The organism is Vibrio sp. QJM3NY_26, assembly GCF_057786005.1.
Genome location: NZ_CM173516.1, coordinates 71,036 through 92,337 on the forward strand (window position 1 = coordinate 71,036; position 21,302 = coordinate 92,337).

At 44.0% G+C, this 21,302-nt stretch carries 18 protein-coding genes; 8 read left to right on the forward strand and 10 right to left on the reverse strand.

Annotated features, from left to right (window positions below):
• The first annotated feature begins 74 nt into the window (after positions 1–74).
• Positions 75–998, forward strand: a complete 924-nt coding sequence (locus tag AC3CH4_RS15825; RefSeq protein ID WP_488543998.1) for a hypothetical protein — start codon at positions 75–77, stop codon at positions 996–998.
• 162 nt (positions 999–1,160) lie between these two features.
• Here the strand turns inward: AC3CH4_RS15825 and AC3CH4_RS15830 are convergent, their stop codons facing one another.
• Complete coding sequence (locus AC3CH4_RS15830; protein ID WP_029225586.1) at positions 1,161–1,595, reverse strand: YccF domain-containing protein; 435 nt, start codon at positions 1,593–1,595, stop codon at positions 1,161–1,163.
• Between the two features lie 247 nt (positions 1,596–1,842).
• Here AC3CH4_RS15830 and AC3CH4_RS15835 point away from each other — a divergent pair, with 247 nt between their 5' ends.
• Positions 1,843–1,968: a hypothetical protein gene (locus tag AC3CH4_RS15835; RefSeq protein ID WP_017060906.1), complete on the forward strand. Its 126-nt coding sequence runs from the start codon at positions 1,843–1,845 to the stop codon at positions 1,966–1,968.
• A gap of 122 nt (positions 1,969–2,090) precedes the next feature.
• Here the strand turns inward: AC3CH4_RS15835 and AC3CH4_RS15840 are convergent, their stop codons facing one another.
• A complete protein-coding gene (locus tag AC3CH4_RS15840) occupies positions 2,091–3,167 on the reverse strand; it encodes a threonine aldolase family protein (protein ID WP_154723785.1) in 1,077 nt (358 codons plus the stop codon).
• Between the two features lie 303 nt (positions 3,168–3,470).
• On the opposite strand from AC3CH4_RS15840, the gene AC3CH4_RS15845 reads away from it, so the two are divergent.
• The 3 genes from AC3CH4_RS15845 to AC3CH4_RS15855 all read left to right on the forward strand — a co-directional run bounded on the left by AC3CH4_RS15845 (position 3,471) and on the right by AC3CH4_RS15855 (position 7,782).
• Positions 3,471–4,085: an NAD(P)H-dependent oxidoreductase gene (locus AC3CH4_RS15845; RefSeq protein WP_154723786.1), complete on the forward strand. Its 615-nt coding sequence runs from the start codon at positions 3,471–3,473 to the stop codon at positions 4,083–4,085.
• Positions 4,086–4,088: 3 nt separating this feature from the next.
• Positions 4,089–6,014, forward strand: coding sequence for a monovalent cation:proton antiporter-2 (CPA2) family protein (locus tag AC3CH4_RS15850; RefSeq protein WP_102571233.1), 1,926 nt, complete (start codon positions 4,089–4,091; stop codon positions 6,012–6,014).
• Positions 6,015–6,555: 541 nt separating this feature from the next.
• Entirely contained in the window at positions 6,556–7,782 is a 1,227-nt protein-coding gene (locus AC3CH4_RS15855) for a DUF819 family protein (RefSeq protein WP_171307935.1), read from the forward strand.
• 100 nt (positions 7,783–7,882) lie between these two features.
• Here AC3CH4_RS15855 and AC3CH4_RS15860 read toward each other — a convergent pair whose 3' ends face one another.
• The 3 genes from AC3CH4_RS15860 to AC3CH4_RS15870 all read right to left on the reverse strand — a co-directional run bounded on the left by AC3CH4_RS15860 (position 7,883) and on the right by AC3CH4_RS15870 (position 11,288).
• The gene (locus tag AC3CH4_RS15860; RefSeq protein ID WP_488543999.1) at positions 7,883–8,743 is read right to left on the reverse strand and encodes a hypothetical protein; all 861 of its coding nucleotides are present in this window, start codon (positions 8,741–8,743) and stop codon (positions 7,883–7,885) included.
• Positions 8,744–8,953: 210 nt separating this feature from the next.
• Positions 8,954–9,985 carry an L-threonine 3-dehydrogenase gene (gene tdh, locus AC3CH4_RS15865; protein ID WP_004730216.1) on the reverse strand — a complete coding sequence of 344 codons (1,032 nt, stop codon included), beginning with the start codon at positions 9,983–9,985 and terminating at the stop codon, positions 8,954–8,956.
• 109 nt (positions 9,986–10,094) lie between these two features.
• Positions 10,095–11,288, reverse strand: coding sequence for a glycine C-acetyltransferase (locus AC3CH4_RS15870; protein ID WP_488544000.1), 1,194 nt, complete (start codon positions 11,286–11,288; stop codon positions 10,095–10,097).
• Between the two features lie 487 nt (positions 11,289–11,775).
• Between AC3CH4_RS15870 and AC3CH4_RS15875 the strand changes: the two genes are divergently transcribed.
• On the forward strand, positions 11,776–12,708 hold the full coding sequence (locus AC3CH4_RS15875; RefSeq protein WP_004730200.1) for a LysR family transcriptional regulator: 933 nt from the start codon (positions 11,776–11,778) through the stop codon (positions 12,706–12,708).
• Positions 12,708–13,091: an SMU1112c/YaeR family gloxylase I-like metalloprotein gene (gene gloA2, locus AC3CH4_RS15880; RefSeq protein ID WP_488544350.1), complete on the forward strand. Its 384-nt coding sequence runs from the start codon at positions 12,708–12,710 to the stop codon at positions 13,089–13,091. The genes AC3CH4_RS15875 and gloA2 overlap by 1 nt, the downstream gene beginning before the upstream one ends.
• A 111-nt stretch (positions 13,092–13,202) precedes the next feature.
• On the opposite strand, the gene AC3CH4_RS15885 is transcribed toward gloA2, so the two are convergent.
• The 4 genes from AC3CH4_RS15885 to AC3CH4_RS15900 form a co-directional block, all read right to left on the reverse strand.
• Positions 13,203–14,738, reverse strand: a complete 1,536-nt coding sequence (locus AC3CH4_RS15885) for a PepSY-associated TM helix domain-containing protein (protein ID WP_488544001.1) — start codon at positions 14,736–14,738, stop codon at positions 13,203–13,205.
• A gap of 111 nt (positions 14,739–14,849) precedes the next feature.
• Positions 14,850–15,200, reverse strand: coding sequence for a hypothetical protein (locus AC3CH4_RS15890; RefSeq protein WP_061023346.1), 351 nt, complete (start codon positions 15,198–15,200; stop codon positions 14,850–14,852).
• Between the two features lie 324 nt (positions 15,201–15,524).
• Positions 15,525–15,920, reverse strand: coding sequence for a cytochrome b562 (locus AC3CH4_RS15895; RefSeq protein WP_004730193.1), 396 nt, complete (start codon positions 15,918–15,920; stop codon positions 15,525–15,527).
• Positions 15,921–16,097: 177 nt separating this feature from the next.
• A complete protein-coding gene (locus AC3CH4_RS15900; RefSeq protein WP_488544002.1) occupies positions 16,098–16,844 on the reverse strand; it encodes a PHP domain-containing protein in 747 nt (248 codons plus the stop codon).
• Positions 16,845–17,190: 346 nt separating this feature from the next.
• Between AC3CH4_RS15900 and AC3CH4_RS15905 the strand changes: the two genes are divergently transcribed.
• Positions 17,191–20,214, forward strand: a complete 3,024-nt coding sequence (locus AC3CH4_RS15905; protein WP_488544003.1) for an HD domain-containing phosphohydrolase — start codon at positions 17,191–17,193, stop codon at positions 20,212–20,214.
• A 42-nt stretch (positions 20,215–20,256) separates the two neighbouring features.
• Here AC3CH4_RS15905 and AC3CH4_RS15910 read toward each other — a convergent pair whose 3' ends face one another.
• Positions 20,257–21,294 (reverse strand): DMT family transporter, encoded by a 1,038-nt coding sequence (locus AC3CH4_RS15910; RefSeq protein ID WP_474356689.1) that lies wholly within the window; start codon positions 21,292–21,294, stop codon positions 20,257–20,259.
• Positions 21,295–21,302 lie beyond the last annotated feature (8 nt).

Below are 21,302 nucleotides of genomic sequence, written 5' to 3' on the forward strand. Positions count from 1 at the left end.
ACGAAAAAGTCGCATTGTTGCAATCGCTTAGTTATAGTTAAACTATTGATATATAGAATGACAAACAGGTTCCATTGAGTCGTAAGATAGCTAGCACCTCATTATTAGCATCACTTCTTGCATACTCCGCTCAAGCAGAGGAGCAAAATGAGTGCCACAGTCAGCCGTTAGAAGACGTCCCTGTCGAAAAAGCTTACCATTTCCTAAACAGTAAATTCTGCCAACCTGCTCTGTGGTTTGACAGCTTTTTTGTTGATGACCGCATTACCGAAGATGCCAGAGCTGGCACGTCCGTCCGTTGGTATAACGATTTTATTTACTCGGAAGGTGGCGATGTCGACTACTCAACAAAACTCAAGGCGCGTCTGCATCTTCCCTTTGTGAGTAAACGCCTAAAGTTGATCTACGAGTCTGTCAGCGATGAAGAGTTCTTGGATTTTTTTCCGAATGATTCAGATGAATTGGAAAGTGCGTTAGGCCTGCGCTACGACGCCTATGCCAAGGGATATAGCAGCTTCAATATTAAGGCAACATTACGACCACGCATTGAAGCTCGCTATCGTTTTACCTACCCTCTCACTACCGATGCCGTATTCAGGCTGACCCAACGTGTGTATCAAGAAAAACAAGAAACTGGCGAGATCACTGACGTCGATTTTGATCTTTCTTTAAGTGATGATTTCTTGGCTCGATGGTCAAGCTTTGCAGGGTACAACGACGATCTCAAAGGTTGGAACTATGGTACGGGATTAACCTTGTATCACTACCTTGCCCAAGACCAAGCGCTTCAATATAGCGCTACAATTAATGCAACGGATGAGCCTCATAATCATTACGAATACGCTCAGGTTTCGGTTACTTACCGACAAAACGTATGGAAAGAGTGGCTGTTCTACGAACTCATCCCTCGTTATCAATGGGAACGAGAACCCCACGAGAAACATACCGAAGAAGCCAACATCACCCTTCGGCTTGAAGTCCTATTCAATAATGTGTAGCTCTATAATGTTTAGTTCAACAACGTATAGTTCAACAGTATCTAGCTCAACAACGCCTAGTTAGTGTTTGAGATATAAGTATCGAGAGATAAGAACAGAGGCACAAAAAAAGCACATCATACGATGTGCTTTTTCAGTTCGATCAAGGCTTAAACTGTAATCTTAACCTTTGTAATTTCTTACTCGCGCCGCTTCTGCTTCACGTTTATCGACAACTGTCTTACCGATTGGCGCTAGGGAGATAACCGCGAGCTTAAGATGTTGAATCGCGAACGGAATACCAATGATGGTAATGAAACACGCCACAGCTGACATGATGTGACCGATTGCTAGCCAGATACCCGCAAATAAGAACCAAATCACGTTACCAATCACGCCTAGCGGGCTGGTACCGATGTCCATTTCATTGGTCAGCTCATCACGAGATATGGCTTCCTGACCAAATGGGAAGAATGAAAAGTTACCCATAACAAAACACGCTCTACCCCATGGAATACCAACGATGGTAAGGAATGCGAGCAGTCCGAAGAACCACCAAGCTAGTCCCATAAATACGCCACCGAACAGAAACCAAATGATGTTTCCTATTGTTCTCATGTTGTCTTCTCCAAATCTTTGAATACTGTTTATTTCATATGCCGAATAAGGCAATACTTATTCTAATAGGTTCATTATTGTTGAACCTTTATGAACCGTTTATGAATCACTTACATTTTATATGATTGATACACGCCACGAAACGCCAAATCCACATAGGGCTCATCGATTTTATTTGATACCATGCTCTTAGATTTTTAGTACCACAAAGCTAAACAGCTACAACAACTAATTGAAGGCCGAATTTATGAACAACACTGAGCAACCTAAAAAGAAAATGAAAAACTGGGTGCCAATCGTCTTCTTCGGACTTCTCAGCACAGTCCCAGTGTTCATGTTCTTAGTCGACGTGTACATCAACCAGTATATGTAACAGAGCCGGACATCCTAGCTGTATAAATGGATATAAGAACCCTTTCCTGTATCCATTTCAGTTCCAATTAGATCAGTTCTTCTTCAGTCAGCTCTTCTGTAATCAATTCAACTCTTCGTTAATTAAATCAGCTCTTCGTTAATAAAATCCAGAATGTCGATCAGCTCATGATCTGGCAAGTTTAGTAAGTTATCACCCACATACCATTCAATCTTACATTGGGTTGGCAGTTCGCTGATCGCTGGGTTTCCTATCCAAACCTTGTGCTTCTTAGCTATATTGTCGCGCAGGATAATACCATCCTCAAAACTCACCGGTAAATAGAGGTGAAGCATGTTTACTTGGGGTTGCTGCGGGTTCACTTTGAACTGCGGGTAATCTTGTAAGATTTGATAGATTTGCTTGGTACGCTCATACAATGCTGGCATCAACTCGATCCGTTGATCAAACTGCATTGCTGCCGAAACCACGTAAGGCGTGCGATGATAAATATTTCCGCCCTGACGCTTCATCCACGCTGAAGCTTTTGCTACGAAAGCCTTGTCACCTAATAAGAGTGACCCACCAAGACCATTTAACCCTTTATAGAGCGAAACATAAGCCGTATCGAACCCCTTAGCAATCTCGCTATATGGCTTTTGATAATACGCGCCGCACTCCCACAAACGAGCACCATCCATATGAAGGTGAATTGATTGTTCTTTGCAATACTGCTTTATCGCTTCAAGCTCTTCCCACTCAGGCAACTGACCACCAATCTCTCGCATCGGTAGTTCATACAATGCCGCGGCAATCTCATCAGGCCAAGCCTTTAAGTCGTCGACATTCCAAGTGCGAAATACATTACCAACCGGAAGTACATTGAAACGGTTCTGGAGCTGATACCCTTGACGTTCATGGCGCATAATATGACTCGATTCATGCATCGCCACTACTGGGTTTCTCTTCTCTTGGCACGCAATTTCTAATGCTGTTGGTTGATTCATGGTGCCGGTAATCACAAATACAGCCGCTTCATAACCTAGCAGTTCCGCGACTTTGTTTTCGAAGCTCTCGATAAACTCACCATCGCCATAGCTATCATGGCTCACATTGTGTGTCTCACACCATTCAGCCATCTGAGCGAATGTTTGTGCTGGAGTCGGTTCTAGGTGACCGGAAAGCAACAAATCACATTGTTGACGCAAGTCCATGCTCATAGTTTTTCCTTTATTCATTGTTGTTCTATGTAGGGTTATTGGATTATTTACGTTACACGCCAACGGTGACATAAAGTGCACCTATTCGCTTTTATTATTAGCGAATAATTAGTTTTACTTAGTCATCGGCGGCTTGTGCCGGAAATACTCAAATTGACGGATGTTTTATATAATTAAGTCCCTAAAAACACACGCATCTAAATAGATAAGTATGGGCTAATTCGTTGTTGTTCAACCATTCTTCTATTATTGTATATCTATAATTCCAATAAATATTATTCGTTAATGGACAAAGAGGGCTATATGTCGAAAAATCGAGTCTTGGTGCTATTCGCCCACCCTTCTCAGCATCGCTCTGAAGCTAATAAACCCTTATTTGAGCAAGCCAAACGCATTAACGGGGTTACCTGTGTCGACCTCTATGCTGAGTACCCAACCTTCAAGATCAATATCGACCGTGAACAGAAACGCCTGTTGGACCATGACATCATCATTTTTCAGTTCCCACTATATTGGTACTCAACACCTGCGATTCTTAAAGAATGGCAAGACCTTGTTCTCGAATATGGTTTTGCCTACGGTACCGACGGTAATGAACTGCAAGGTAAAAGCTTGTTATGCAGTATCACCGCTGGCGGCAAAAAAGATGCTTATCAGACTGACGGTTATAACCACTTCACCATACGTGAACTGCTTCACCCAATCGAACAAACAGCATCTTTGTGCGGTATGAACTACTTGGCTCCATTGGCTTTATTTGGTTCACGTACTGCGTTGGAAGAAGGCCGAATTCAAGATCACGTAAATAGCTATAAAGTGCTTTTAGAAGCTTTTGTTACGGGCGAAGTCGACCTTAAAAAAGCAAGTAAGGCTGAAAAGCTAAACCACTACGTTGATGAACTGATGATCAGAGGTTAAATCATGACAGGATATTTTCTACAAGCATTTATCTATTTGCTTGCCGCAGTCATCGCGGTCCCTATCGCCAAAAGGCTTGGCCTCGGCTCTGTGCTTGGTTACCTGATTGCCGGTGTTGTGATTGGTCCAATTATTGGATTAGTTGGCGAAGAGACCACGACCATTCAACACTTTGCCGAATTCGGTGTGGTGATGATGCTGTTCTTAGTCGGGCTGGAACTTGAGCCTAAGATGCTCTGGGCAATGAGAAACCGTCTTATGGGACTGGGTGGCCTGCAAGTTGGCGGCACTACCGCGATTGTTATGGGTATTGCCCTATTCTTCGGGCAACCTTGGACGATAGCACTCACCATCGGTTTGATCTTCGCACTGTCATCAACCGCGATTGTTCTACAAACATTCAATGAAAAAGGGTTGTCCAAAACCGAAGGGGGCAAGAACGCTTTCTCTGTTCTACTTTTCCAAGATATTGCCGTCATCCCTATGTTGGCGTTCATTCCTCTATTAGCGTTGCCAGAATTAATTGAAGCAGCACAAAGCGCAGTCGCTTCAGCTTCTGATCACCATGAAGAGTTAAGTCTCGTTGCTGGCCTACCCGGTTGGGCTTATGGCCTTGTGATCACGGCATCTATTGCGATTGTTGTTGTCGGCGGACACTTCTTGAGTCGTCCACTGTTCCGCTTTGTTGCAAGCTCAGGCCTGCGTGAAATCTTCACTGCAACCGCACTAATGTTGGTGATTGGTATTGCTGCACTAATGAGCCTAGTCGGCCTATCACCGGCTTTGGGTACCTTCCTGGCGGGTGTGGTATTGGCGAACAGTGAATTCCGCCACGAACTTGAGTCTAATATCGACCCGTTTAAAGGGCTGCTACTTGGCTTGTTCTTCATTACGGTAGGTGCGGGCATCAACTTTGATGTTCTATTCAACGACTTTGGTTTGATCATTGGCCTCACTCTTGGCGTTATGCTACTTAAAGCTTTGGTGCTATTCACACTAGCTCTGATCTTTAAAATCAGAAATAGCGACCGATGGTTGTTTACGTTGAGCTTGGCGCAAGCCGGTGAATTCGGTTTTGTCCTACTGAGCTTCTCATCCCAAAACCATGTACTGCCAGCCGATATTGTTCAAACACTGTCGCTGGTTGTTGCACTTTCAATGTTCCTAACGCCAGGATTATTCATTCTATTTGATAAAGTGATACTTCCTCGTTATGAGCAAAAGTCTAACGATCGCGAAGAAGATACCATCGAAGAGAAAGGTACGGTGATCATTGCTGGTATTGGCCGATTCGGTCAGATTGTTAACCGCTTATTGGTATCTAATGACGTCAATACTGTGGTTTTGGATCATCAAGCTAATCAAGTCGACTTACTACGTTCAATCAACATCAAATCTTACTTTGGTGATGCGACTCGTCATGACTTATTACATACCGCTGGTATCGAAGAAGCCGCAATGTTGGTTGTGGCTATCGACAACCAAGACTCAAGCGTTGAATTGGTCAAATACGTTAAACACAACTACCCTAAAGTGAAAATCTTAGCGCGTGCATTCGACCGTGGTCATAGCTACCGTTTAAGAGAAGCAGGTGCAGACTTTGTGGAATCAGAGACCTACCATTCAGCTCTTGAAATGGGCGCAGAAGCCTTGCGTTCTTTGGGTCATCACCCATTCTTTGTTGAACAACAAAAATCGACGTATCAACGTGTTGAAAGCCGTAAGTCTGAAAAGCTCTACCAAGCTTGGTCTGAGGCAGAAGAGAACCCGCGCTACGACAACAACTACCGACAAATCTTCATTCACCTTGAAGAAGCAATGAAAGAAGATATGAAAAAAGACCGTTCAGACAAGCACTCTCGATCTGAGCGAGGTTGGACACCGCCACCGAAAGGCTATGCAGATGGCTTTGAGGAAGAAGAGTCCTAAGCACAACTCTAAATAACGGCGCTAGATAACCATACTAGGCAACCATCAAAAGCGGCTATTTAGGCCGCTTTTTCTTTCATTGCCCCCCTACAAAACGTCAAATGAGCATGAGTAGCGGGTGCTAAAACTCGTAATCCAAAAGATTTATGTGATCTAGCTAAAATTTTTAATTTCTGACCACATGGCAAAAGTGAATTCACTTTTTACATTATTGAAACATTCCAACCTCGCATAAACCACACCATAAACATGGCTATATATGCACTCATTTAGGTCATTCAATCATCGCCCCAATTCATAGCGACCACCCTCCAAGGCTTGAGTTACATTGCATATATCTAAATACGCTGCACAAGCCCCAACCTAACCATTCACCACACAAATAAGTAGCGCGCTACATTCACAAATTCAACCCGTTAAAATTAACATAAACATTTCAAAATATGTCTATCGTTACAATTTGTAACGAATAGCGGTTATCGGTATAGTCCTGCAATTCAAAAAGTGAGACCTTTGCGCTCACCTTAAAGGAGATATAATAATGATTACTAATGATGCTGTAATAATGGGCATGTTAGCTGTTATTCTTGGCGGTGTTTTTATCACGGAAAGTAGCCAAAATAGCGCACTGAAAAAATTCTACTCGTTCGTTCCGGGTCTATTGCTCTGTTACTTTGTTCCTTCTCTACTGAACAGTTTAGGCATCATCGACGCATCAAACTCTAAGTTATACTTCGTTGCAAGTCGCTACCTATTACCAAGCGCACTCGTTCTGCTGATCATCTCAGCAGACCTCCGTAAAATCTTTGGCCTTGGTTCAAAAGCCGTCATCATGTTCCTAACTGGTACTGTCGGCATTATCATCGGTGGCCCGCTGGCTATCTTGATCATCGACCAAATCAACCCTGACCTTGTATCTGGTGATGTATGGCGTGGCCTAACAACGGTTGCAGGTTCTTGGATTGGTGGTGGTGCAAACCAAGCCGCAATGAAAGAAGTGTTTGAAGTAGACGACCAACTGTTCTCTGCGATGATTACTGTAGACGTAATCTGTGCCAACATTTGGATGGCAATATTACTTATCATGGCTGGCCGTCAGAAGAAGATTGATGCGTGGTTAAAAGCCGATACTTCATCTATCGAAGACCTAAAAGAAACCGTTTCTAAGTACCAAGAAGAAAACGCTCGCCCGACGACGACGACTGATCTCATGAAGATCACGGGAATCGCATTTGGTCTTACGGGCTTAGCACACTTTTTCAGTGACATGATCGCACCATGGATCTCAACTAACGCTCCTGAGCTAGCGCAATACAGCCTGACTTCTGGGTTCTTTTGGTTAATCGTAATGGTGACTACGTTTGCGCTGATCGCTTCATGTTTCAAATCAACGCGCAGCCTTGAGCACAGTGGTGCATCTAAAGTAGGCTCAGCGTTCATCTATATCTTAGTTGCAACCATTGGTATGCAAATGGATATAACGGCTATTTTGGATAACCCTGGTTACTTCTTCATCGGTATCACTTGGTTAACTATTCACGCGATTATCATGATTGTGATGGCAAAGCTAATCCGTGCACCACTGTTCTTCATGGCAGTAGGTAGCCAAGCTAACGTAGGCGGTGCTGCATCGGCTCCTATCGTCGCTGCTGCATTCCACCCAGCATTAGCTCCAGTAGGTATTCTAATGGCTGTACTTGGTTACGCACTGGGTACATACGGCGCTTACATCTGTGGCCTAATCATGCAGGCTGCTGCACTAGGTTAATAAGCCTCTTAAAACAAAGATGGCTAAAGCAACAACAAGAAAGGCTGAACGATGATCGTTCAGCCTTTCTTGTTTCTAAAACTGTATTTCAAATAACGGCTTAATCGAACAAAGACGCCAGCTTATTTTCCACAACTGGGCTGATATTAAAGCTCAACATAAAATCTGGACGCGTTTCTTCGTCTTTCTCAAGGTAATAGTTCGCTTCAATGCCAAACTTCCAAGGACGTCCGTTCAACACAGTAGTCTTGCTTACGCTTACATTCAACGGAATTTCCGCCTGATCCTTATTCCAGTCATACGAGAATGTCGGAGCAGAACCTATAGTCCAACCTCCACCTAATATCTCTACCCAAAATACTTGTGTCGATGTCTTATTGATTTGAGTATCAGAATGGTCGGCTCCGTCTCCAGAAATACCATACAAGTGGTTGGGGAACATACCAACAACTCGCTCGCTGCTTGCCTTACCGAACATAAACTCAGGCCCGACAGCAAATTGATCAGCCGTTAAGTCATTACTGCCCGTTGGTAAAGAAGCAAAGAGACCGAAAGCGACAATAGTACCGCCCTCCATTTTAGGCGCATAAGCTAAATCAAATGAGATATCTGTAACACCGGACTGATCCATATTCTGCGAGCTTGCTGGTGTATCCATATGGAAATCGTTCTGTACATAAGAGATAGCCGGGCGGAAAATCACTTTATCACCATTGTCCATTGGAAACGGCAATGTCGGCTGTAAGACGGTCGCGAAAGCATCTCCTCCACCATCGTAACCACCTGAATACTGGAGCTTTAAATTAAGGCTAGCATAAGCTGTGTTTGGGTTTGCAAGTTCCTTTGCTGCCTTTTCTGCTGCTTGATCGCTTTCAGATTTCGAAATATCGACATCAGCACTAGCAAAATTCGGCGTTAATAATATTCCAGTTATTATCAGTGCAAGTGGTTTACAAGCCATGAGCCCTCTCTTCAATAATAAAACAATAAGGTGTAACTGCTTATTGAGTATTTTAGAGATTACTGGACAGTAAAATGGCCATTAAGTGACAGAAGGGAATTAGCGAAGCCTAGATAAAGAAACAGACAAAGTATGGATACAAAAATGCCCCAAATCTCTTTGAGGCATTTTTAATTAATCAGGAAGCTCGGGAGTAGTTACTCCTTTAGCTTATTCCCAATCTAGAATTACTTTACCAGACATACCAGAGCGCATCATGTCGAAGCCTTTCTGGAAGTCGTCCACTTTGTAGTGGTGAGTAATGATTGGTGTTAGATCTAGACCTGACTGGATTAGCGAAGCCATCTTGTACCAAGTTTCAAACATCTCACGACCGTAGATACCTTTGATAACCAAGCCTTTGAAGATAACTTGGTTCCAGTCTACTGCCATGTCTGATGGTGGAATACCTAGTAGAGAGATCTTACCGCCGTGGTTCATGTTGGTCAGCATGCTGTTGAACGCAGATGGGTTACCAGACATTTCTAGGCCTACATCGAAGCCTTCAGTCATGCCAAGATCAGCCATTACGTCTTCAAGCTTCTCTTCCATCACGTTTACTGCGCGAGTTACACCCATTTGACGAGCAAGGTCTAGGCGGTATTCGTTTACGTCAGTAATTACAACGTGACGAGCACCAACGTGCTTAGCCACAGCTGCAGCCATGATACCGATTGGGCCAGCACCAGTGATTAGCACATCTTCGCCTACTAGGTCGAAAGAAAGCGCTGTGTGTACTGCGTTACCAAACGGGTCAAAGATTGATGCTAGATCGTCAGAGATTTCTGCAGGGATCTTAAATGCGTTGAACGCAGGGATCACAAGGAACTCAGAGAACGCACCAGTGCGGTTAACACCAACACCTGTTGTGTTACGACAAAGGTGAGTACGGCCGCCACGACAGTTACGACAGTGACCACATGTGATGTGACCTTCGCCAGATACACGGTCGCCAATTTCAAAACCACGAACTTCTTGGCCGATACCAACAACCTCACCCACGTATTCGTGACCTACTACCATAGGTACTGGAATTGTATTTTGTGACCACTCATCCCAGTTGTAGATATGTACATCTGTACCACAAATTGCAGTTTTCTTAATACGGATAAGAAGATCATTATGCCCCATTTCAGGTTTTTCAACCTCGGTCATCCAGATGCCTTCTTCAGGCTTAAGCTTAGAAAGTGCTTTAATTTTCATAATGTTATCCAGTTCATCTCGCCTAACTGTAAGGCGAGAATCAAAAATCTATTGTTCTATTAGGTGTTGCTCTATCTAATCAAAGGGTGCAAAAGGCACCCCTTTAAAATTAGATGATAGCCATGTCTTTACCAACTTGGATAAACGCATCAATTGCACGGTCTAGTTGCTCACGAGAGTGTGCAGCAGACATTTGCGTACGGATACGAGCTTGGCCTTTTGGTACTACAGGGAATGAGAAACCTACTACGTAGATGCCTTTCTCTAGTGCGCGCTCTGCGAACTCAGCCGCTACTTTTGCATCACCTAGCATGATTGGAATGATTGCGTGGTCAGCACCGCCCATAGTGAAGCCCGCTTCTTCCATGCGAATACGGAAGTGAGCAGAGTTTTCCCATAGTTGAGTACGTAGGTCGCCAGATTCCGCAAGAAGATCTAGAACGCGGATAGACGCAGATACGATTGCAGGTGCAACAGAGTTAGAGAATAGGTATGGACGAGAACGCTGACGTAACCAGTCGATCACTTCTTTCTTACCAGCAGTGTAACCGCCTGAAGCGCCACCCATTGCTTTACCAAGCGTACCTGTGATGATGTCGATACGGTCAACAACGTTGTGGAACTCGTGAGTACCCGCGCCGTTTTCGCCCATGAAGCCAACTGCGTGAGAGTCATCAACCATCACTAGTGCGCCGTACTTGTCAGCAAGGTCACAGATAGCAGGAAGGTTAGCGACTACGCCGTCCATTGAGAACACACCGTCAGTTACGATAAGCGTGTGACGAGCACCCGCTTCTTTAGCTGCGATAAGTTGTTGCTCTAGCTCTTCCATGTTGTTGTTCGAGTAACGGAAGCGCATTGCTTTACATAGACGAACACCATCAATGATAGATGCGTGGTTTAGAGCATCAGAAATGATTGCGTCTTCTTTGCCTAGAATCGTTTCGAATAGGCCAGCGTTTGCATCAAAGCAAGATGTGTAAAGGATAGTGTCTTCTTTACCAAGGAACGTAGATAGCTTTTGCTCTAGTTCTTTGTGAGAGTCTTGAGTACCACAGATGAAACGTACTGAAGCCATGCCAAAACCATGCTGATCCATACCATCTTTAGCTGCTTCGATAAGAGCTGGGTGGTTAGCAAGACCTAAGTAGTTGTTTGCACAGAAGTTTAGTACTTCTTCACCAGTCGAGATAGAAACCGCTGCTTTTTGAGCAGAAGTGATAATGCGCTCAGACTTGTAAAGACCTTCTTCTTTAACTTCTTCGATTTGATTTTGAATCTGTTGGTAAAATGCAGAAGACATTGTCTATTCCTTCCTAGTTATTATTCAGCAGCATCGTGCGCCGCATTATGTAGGGGATGTAAACGATTTCAATTCGATCATTTACACTGTAAAACTTATACCTCTATTCTAGTTGAACATACCCTTTTCGATTATCCCTCTAGTTGGAAAAACATTAATGAATCACAGGCACGAATAATAGTTCATCCCAGTGACGCAGGGCACATAAACGCTTCTTACCTGTTCTTTTTAACGTCAAATTACCTTCCGTCTCTGTCTAGTTTCGCTTTCATATCGAATATCAATTTTTCATCTCAGAACGATATAGTGATGATTATCCACTTCTCTCAAATGTGAAGCCTCTGCGCCGCTATATAGATGAGATACAAGCACGTGAAACTATCTGAGCAATCACGCCACACCATTAATGAAATTGATTCACAAATCAGAAGAGATCAATCACAATCAAGGTTATGACTACCGTTGAAACTAGCCCAACTGGATACTTATGATTAACCCAAAACTCATCGCCCTACTTCCCGATCTCGCCTCGTTTATCTTAGTTGTGAATGAAGGTAGCTTTACCGCTGCAGCAAAGCAGCTAGGCGTGACACCTTCAGCGTTGAGTAAATTGATCACACGTTTAGAAAAAGCACTCTCAGTAAAGCTGTTCGAGCGAACCACTCGTACATTGATCATCACGCAAGCAGGCCAGTTGGTATACGATCAAAGTGTGGTCATGATTAATGCGGCGCAGCAAGCGGTTGAGCTGTCTACCTCTGACCACACAGAGCCAGCTGGTTCTATAACGGTAGCGGCACCTGAGGCCTTCTTGAACTCCGTGCTACAGCCTTTCGTTGTTCCATTCTTGAATCAGTACCCTGAGATCCAACTTAAGTTAAGAGCCGCCGATGGCGACATCGACATATTGCGCCAAGGCATCGACATTGCCTTTCGCCTTACCGACAAACCTGACGAGAGTTTGGTATTGAAAGAACTCGGAAAAACAAACCTCGTGTTATGTGCGAGCCCCGACTATCTAGATGCCAAAGGAATCCCTCACCACCCTACCGAGCTTTCTGAGCACGACTGCTTATACCTTGCAGAAACAGATAAAGACCACATTTGGGACTTTCTTAAAGATGATGAGTTTTACACAGTCCCCGTCAGTGGACGTTACGCTGTGAACCACTCTCAGATGCGATTGAAAGGCGTTAAAGAAGGGCTTGGCGTCGGTATTTTCCATGACTTCGTGATTCAAGATGCATTGGCTGAAGGTTCTGTAGTGCAAGTATTGGAAGATTGGACCATCAAGAGTAATTACCATGGCGCTATCGCGATGCAGTTTGCTCAAACCAAGTACATGCCCGCTCGACTGCGTGTGTTCATTGATTACGCGATGGAGCACTTGGGTGACAAATTGGCAGGAGAAATAAACTGATACTGAAAGGAATACACCACGCAGCCATTATTTGCTCAGACTACGAATTTTCTAAACACTTTTATACGGAAGTTTTAAAGCTTGAAGTGATTGCAGAGAATTATCGTGAAGCGCGTCAGTCGTATAAGCTTGACTTGGCACTGCCTACTGGCGCTCAAATAGAATTATTCAGCTTCCCTGACTCACCTGAAAGACCAAGCTTTCCGGAAGCTCAAGGGCTGAGACATTTGGCTTTTTGTGTTGATGACGTTCAACATGCCAAAAGCTATTTGGAAGGACAAGGCATTGAAGTCGAACCGATTCGAGTTGATGAGTATACGGGGAAATCATTTACGTTTTTCGCAGACCCAGACGGCCTGCCGCTAGAGCTTTATCAGATCTAAAGCTTTATCAAATCTAGAGCTAAATCAAGTCTAAAGTATTCCTCACAAAGGAATCACCCATCTGATTAATGAAACTGACCTCCTCAGAAAGAAGGTCAGTTTTTATATCAATTAACTCAATGCCGCCTTAAATCTCTCAACGCGTGAAAACAGTAACCAATCCAATAGCATTGCAGTCACAATCGTTGCACCCGCGAGTGGAAACAGAACCGAAATAACAACCACCGTCACTAAGCCTGCTTTCCATAAGCCTGCATCACCAAACTTAGGTGGCGTCCCAAGCTTTCTTTGGCCTGAAGGTCTGCGCATCCACCACATCACACCACCAGTCACCGACACCACGACGAACGCAATGCAGAACAACGCATTTAGAAGCTTGTTGATGATGCTGATGTCACCTTGGTGCAGAGAAATACCGACGGCTAAGGTTTTGGCGAATAAGTTGTAATCTTGCCACGTCACCTCTCCTAGAATACGCCCTGAATATTGGTCGAGGTGAGTAGTGCGATCTAGGGTTGGATCGATGATATCACCTCCCATGGTATTGGCAGCCACGGTGTAAACGCCCGTTTCTGAGCGCGGGAAATTGACTTTATACTGCGTAAAACCAAGAGCTCGAGCTTTTGCTATCACATCATCAATCGAGAAATTACTCGCAGATAATACATGCTGAGAATGATCCTCACCCATCTTAGAATGATCATGATCTTCAGACGCTTCTTCTACTTGGTGGACGTGTTCTGACGGCTTATCTTGAGACAAAGGCAGTGGAGTTTGCTCTAGGTTCCAAGGCATTTCCTCTTCAGACCCGTGATTTAAAGAAGCATGCGTTTCGCTAGACAGAGGAATATCGTCCCACATTTGAGCAGGAAAAGTACTCCATGCTTGAACAAGTTTACCGCCCCAAAAGCCGGTCCATGATAATCCCGATAGAATAAATAACAGAAGAATAAATGATAGTGTTCCACCGATGTTCGCATGCAGGTCACGCATTAAAACACGTGTTCCTGAGGTAAATCTAAGCTTAAGAAAGCCAGCACGGCTTGCGTTATCTCGAGGAAGCCATAAATAGATTCCACTCACTAACAGAAGGATCGACAAGCTGATTGCAACCTCAATGAGGTAATCACCCCAATCACCAATCAACAAAGTGCCGTGGATGTCATTCGCCAGTTGATACAGGCTATCGCTGCGGGGAATTTCTCCGACCACTTCGCCAGTGTATTGATTCACCGTGGCGAAAACGGAAGTGCCATCTTCAAGTGATACAGAAAATCGGTTCGCAAGATCAGGGGCTTTACTCGGTACAAACTGTGTCACCGTACCTTGTGGGTATTGATTCTGCACTGCAGCTAACTGTTGTGACACCTTAATAGGGTCGCCCGATGCAACAATCTCAATGGCTTCGTGGTGGAAAGCCAATTCGATTTCATCATCAAACAGCATCACCAAGCCTGTAATGCTCAGCATTAGCATAAATGGGATAACGAATAGCCCAGCATAGAAGTGCCATCGCCAAGTAAGGAAGTAGAGAGTTTTATTGCGGTCTTTGCTTTTTATATTGGTTTCCGAACCGGTTGTTGCACTGCTTTTAGACTGCGAAGTCGCTTGTGCTTTCGCAGGGGTTTGAGATTCATTTCTCAACATTATTATTTCCTTTGACACACGCAAACATACCTTCTGAAAAATCAGAAAGTAATCTGAGCATGTTTAACTTTACTTAATACTTTATTTTTTAATTATTTTAGTGGGTTAGGTTTAAGCAATATCAAAGGGAGGGCCGCGCGGGGCTTGCCTCATATAGCGTTCGCTTAGAGCCAAAAAAGCGTAGCTGTCTGAGACAATAGAACTCAGTCGAGTTGTCAGTAGTGTAGTTGGAAGTTCGTCTTGGTGAAACGTGGAAAAATGGCTAAATGGACACGGCTTTCCTTTGTGAGTATTGGGCTCGCCTTCCTCAATTTGAACCAGTTCAAAGCCGTTGACCGTACATAACGACGCCCATACTCCCGCACTATTACCATGAGCATTGATAACAGGCATTAATGTCACTAGCACCCAGCTTAATGCTGTAGCAAGTAACATGGAGAAATTGAACGAAGTTCGGCGCATTATTCCTAATCTTTATAAATTTCCCTTATTATGAGGCACTTGTTATATAGGTAAACGTAAAGATTAACATCAGGTTAAAAAATTGAAGCTAACGCACACTCTTTTTAGTTAAAAACTGGTACAACCAAAGAGCCAAAAGAATGTTACGTACCTATTAGCAGTAACATGTCTAGAAAATAGCAGTAAACTGTTTAGAAAAAAGACAATAAAAAACGCCGCCTTACATCTTCCTCTAAAGAGGGTAATGTAAGACAGCGTTTTAGAAATCGAATCTTGAGGCTTTGCTCTTTGTTACGTATCTAGCAAACTCAATTGATTAGCAAATTAACCGAAGATCTTGCTCCAAATGCTTGGATTACGCTTCTCGTGATACTCTTCACGAAGGCCATCGATAGTACGAAGCTCTTGCTGTGCAGATTCAAATTCACCTTGGTCTAGCTTCTTCTCAATGCTATCAATCGATGCACTGATCTTTTTGAAACCTTCCATGAAGTGTTCTTCTTTCTCAATTGGGTAAACACCCGTTTTGAGCTCAGCAACCAGCGTATCGATTCGTACGATAGGTTTTTGCATCTCTTCAATGTTTTGAGCTTCTGCCGCTTGTTTAAATGCAAGCTTCATTTCTTGCATGTTTTTCTTAAGGTCAACATTAGCAAAAGCGTTGCCAGACAATAGCGAAGCAGCGATTAAGCCAGATAAAAGGATTGAGCGAGTTTTCATTGTTTCTCCAGGTGAAGCGATGTCTTTGAAGATAGTGCCATCGTTGTTGTGGCACTTCGACTTTATTATTTTCGGCTAGTGTATACAAAAATCCGCCGGGCACAAAAATTGATTGTGTCGAAATGCAAACTAGCTAGCTAACCAATGACTAAAAAGTAAAAAGTAACGGACATTCCATCACTCAAATACCGAAAAATCAGCAATAGATTGGCGGCCACGCAATGCTAAAAATGCCAAAAATTGCTGTGGCGAATGAGTGACCACTTTATTCGAATCCACACCTACTTTATCTAACAATGCAGCGACTAAGTCCAAGCCACCGACATCTACACAGAAATGCGCATCGCTACCTGTGGTAATAAATGCACCCTTCTCTTTCGCTATTCTTGCAATCTCATAACAGCGGTCAACACTGCCAACTCTGCTATTGCCTTTGAGTGTGGTGTTGTTGATTTCAATCGCAACGTTATGTTCCGCCGCACATTGAATCACAGCTTCAAAATCGAAATCAAAATTTGGGTTTCCTAAATGACCAAGTGCATCAATTCGACCACCTTTAATCACATTCAACAATGCTTCTGTATGGGTAGCGACATCCGATGGACGAAATACTGGCTCATGAAAACTCGCGATCACCCAATCCAAGTTCTTATCCACACTCGGATGAATGTCGATTTCACCCTGTGTGTTCATGATGTTTGACTCGACACCTCGAATAATTGCGACATCTTCAATAAAACGAGGGAGCACACGCTGATTGCTGAAAAACCAATAGTGTGGAGCGCCCGGCATGGATTCTGAATGGTCAGTAGTACAAAACATGGCTAAACCGTTTTGCTTCGCCGATTTGGCGTTTTCGATCAGCGTGCTGTAAGCATGGCCACTTGCGTATGTGTGGGTGTGGGTATCTACTTTGAGTTCCATGAATCAATGCTCTCTTCGCTTGGTCAAAAAACGTTTTTCAGAAAGTAGCTCTGAGTCTCTTTCTGGAAAGGAGTGCCTGCACCTTTTTCTGAAAAGGAGTGCTTCTGAAAAGGAATGCTTAATGGCAACAATTCGACCAGTTTATCAGCTGAAAGTGACAATTAGCACCTAAACATAAGGGTTTCTTGTGAGTTCATTTACACAGCACGATAATACGTGACTAACCAGAAGACACTAACGCTTTTCTTATCTAAGTAAAACCGAACATACTCGGTAATTACGCCAATTTTTTGCAACCTACCCAAGTTCGTCAATACTTAAACCAGTCTACAAACTGGAGTGTTAGATGAGAAGAAGACGATATCCGCTGAGTATCCACATCACTAGCCTTTTCTTAATTTTGACCACTCTTGTCGGTACCGTACTGATTTCAATAAGTTATCGGCACTCTCAAGAACTGCTTTTAGGCACCGTGCGCGAAGTCAGTAATGAACATCGCGATAAGTTGGAATCGGTATTTAAACAAGCTATTGCCCCAGTCATCACAACCTTAAACGTGATGGCAGTGAGCCCGTTTGTTGCTCATCAAACCTCCTCCGTCGAAAAAGAATCTTGGCTTGCTTCGGTCGATATCATCTTCAAACAAAATACTAATTTAGTCGCTCTGTTCTATGGCTCTGAAGATGGTGATTTCAGAATCTTTCGCCCTCTGAGTTCCATTAAACAGAGAGCCGATAACAACGCTCCCGCCAAAGCGACCATGATGGTCAGCAGCACCAATCTAGATGGTGAAAACTTTATTACCTTTCTCGATGGCGCACACCAAGTGATCAGTACCCGACAAGCCGAGAGTAAGTTCAACCCCACGACTCGACCTTGGTTTCGTAACGCAAAGCCTGACGGCTCAATACAACTCTCTGAGCCCTACCTGTTCTATTTCCTGCAAACCAATGGCATCACGCTTTCTAGACGTTCTTTGGATGGCAAGCATGTCGTTGGTGCCGACTTCACGTTGAAATCTCTCTCTTCCCAGATCAGTGAATTGGCCTACTCTCCACAAACCCGACTCGCTCTGTTCGATCAACATTTCAATCTTCTCGGCCAACATCAACTTGATTTATCAATCCCCAAGCTTACCTCCCAGCCTAATGACACAAGTAAAACTGAGAAAACGAATAACCAAACGACGGGGAAACTCTCGGGCAGTGAGCAAGACCAAAGCTTCTTTTATGTGCCCAAACGTGAACAGATGGAAGCATTGAAAGCATCCGTCATAGCACCACTTATCTCCGACGAAGAGAAATTAAACCTCAACCTAAAAAACGTTGAGTACAACTTAAACACTTGGGCATTGACGCTAACGCCTGTTGAGCTCACTCAGAATGTCACTTTATATTTGGCAGAGGCTACGCCACACAATGAGTTGCTCTCTGATCTTATCTCGATGCGTGACAAGCAAGTCGCCGTCGCGATTGGGATGTTGTTCATCTGCTTCGCTATCGTATGGTTTGTTGCTAATAGACTGTCTCAGCCTCTCAATACGCTGATGCAACTCACCGACAACATCGCACGATTTGACTTCAGGCGAACTCATTATCCCAAAAGCATGATTCAAGAAGTGGCTAACCTCGCCCACTCAATTGAGCTGATGGAACACACACTTCATGATCTTATTACGCTACTTCGAGACACGGCAGGTAATCAGGAATTTTCGATCTTAGCCAAAAATATTGCTCATCAAAGCTATTTGATTACCAAAGCAGAAACCATCGTCCTCTTTACTCAATCAAAAGAGAAAGATGTGTTTGATACGGCCGCGAACCTCGCCATTCTTCCCTTTAAGGCCGACATCAATGACTTCATCAAGCACACACCTTGGTTGCTGTGCCAACTTAAATCTGGAGAAACCATCCACTTAAACCGAGAAGACAATGTTCTCAACTATTACCAAGATTCGATCTTCAATTCAGATCTGTACCTGTTTCCACTATTAAACCGTGAGAAGTTGTTGGTGGGTATCGTCGCAATTGGCTATGAAAGACCGATTACTAAGATGCAGTCAGACAAGCACGCCTTCTTACGAGAACTGCTCAGCTTTGCGGAGATAGCCAAAGATAACATTGACCAAATGCAGCAACAGAAAGACATGCTTAATGCCCTTATCGAGTTGATTGCATCAGCTATTGATACCAAATCACCTTACACGGGCGCGCACTGCCAACGAGTGCCTGAACTGACCAAATGGCTGACTCAAGCAACCATTGATGATGACCGTTATTACCCGCAATTCTCATTGGATAGTAAACAGTGGGAAGAGTTAATGCTCGCCGCTTGGCTACATGACTGCGGTAAAGTCACCACACCTGAATATGTGGTGGACAAAGCAACAAAACTGGAAACGATTTATGACCGAATCCACGAAGTTCGCATGCGCTTCGAGCTGTTAAAGCAACAAGCGGAAACCGACTACTGGAAAGCCATAGCGAACGGAGCGCTTCAAGAGGATCAGCTTAAGGTCCTCGAACAAAGCTTGTCAGAATTGGATGAAGAATTTGCCTTCGTTGCTGAGTGCAACCTTGGTGGAGAGTCGATGACGGACGAACAACTAGAACGCTTAGACCGAATAGCCAAGCGCCAATGGAAACGCACGCTGGATGATCAATTGGGGCTATCATGGTCTGAAAAAGAGAGGTTTAATGAACAACAAGACACGACAGAGAAGAGTGAAGCTGAGCCAGCAAGAAAAGACCAAATACTACCGGTGATGGAACCGCTACTTGCCGATAAGCCTGAGCATAAAATACCGTGGGACAATGGCTTTAGCCCTGCTGATGTATGGCAAGAAGCGTTTGTGCTTAAGCCAGGAGAAGTCAAATACAACCAAGGTGAACTGCACAACTTGAAAGTTCGTCGTGGCACGTTAAACGATGAAGAACGTTTCATGATCAACGATCATATTATTCAAACCTTCACCATGCTTAACAAGCTGCCTTATCCGTCTTACCTCCAGAATATTCCGGATATCGCCAGCGGACACCACGAGCGTATCGACGGCAAGGGCTACCCTAGAGGCTTAAGCGAAGACCAATTACCTCTACCGTCCAGAGCGATGGCCATTGCTGATGTCTTTGAAGCGCTCACCTCTAGTGATCGCCCGTATAAGAAAGGCAAACTCCTAAGCGAATCACTCAACATCATGACCGACATGGCCACCAGCGGTCATATCGATCCCAAGCTGTATTTGCTGTTCTTAGAAAACAAAATCTACGACAAATACGCTGAGCGATTCCTAGAGACTAAACAGCGTTGCGAGATTGAACCAAACGAACACATCGACCGAGTAAAAGAGTACATACGCTCATTATTTTAAGTTTGAGCTAACCATTTAGTCTTTAGGCTATAAGATCAATGATTAGCTTTTAGCCGCAGAATCCAGCACCGCAACGTCCACTACAGTGGCTACCGTCGCTACAGCCACTGTGACTCGCGGTGTTTGCTTGGCTTTTGCTTTGCTGTGTCTCTTCGCTAATAGCGTGTTGGTAATGCTCGCCACAACAATCAGGTTAATGCCAATCATCTGCTGAGTAGAAAACACATCATCAAAGAACAAACCCTGCCATAAGGCGCTAAACAGCATGTTAGTAAAAATCAGTGGTGCCAACTGGGAACCGCTATCTGCAAGCTTATAAGCCTTGGAGCGGAAAATTTGAGTATTGATGGTAAACAGTGCGAGTCCAAATGCACCAAGTCCAATCCAACGCAAGCCATCAAACGACAGCAAAGTCGTTAAAGCTCCATACACACTGTCCCCCTTAAGTATATCTGGTACAGCAGAAACAGAAGTAAACACGAGCATAGGTATAACGAGTATTGCTGCGACTAAAAAGGTCCATGCGTTAAGCTCTGCTGGTGTCAGGCTGGTTTTAGATGCTCGGTACAGACTCACTTGCGAGCCAGAATTAAACACACCCGCTAGAAGTCCAAGCAATAGTGCAGGTCTAAAGAACTCCGAACCAAACTCAAACTGCGACCAATCCCCTGCCATCATCACTACGCCGAAGAATGTAATTGCTAAACATGCGATAGTCGTTGTATGAATCTTGGTTCCGAATATTAATTTTTCTAACAATGGAATAAACAGAGGCCCCGTACTGAATAACACCACACCTTCAACCAGCGTTAAGGTTTGTAGTGAAGTAAGGAAACACCACTGACACGCCACCATAAAGATCGCCCGCATCACTAAAGGTTTCCACATATCGAGTGAAGGTTTCGTTATTTTGTAGAACATCAAGAATAAGAATAAGAACAGACTGGGTAACAAAAAACGCACAAAACTGAGTAACGAGATTGGCATCACTTCAGATAGATACTTGGCCATCAAGCCACTCAAAGACAAACTGAACGTCGACAACAACATGAAAGTCGTCGCCTTGGTAATATCAGACATAATTATCA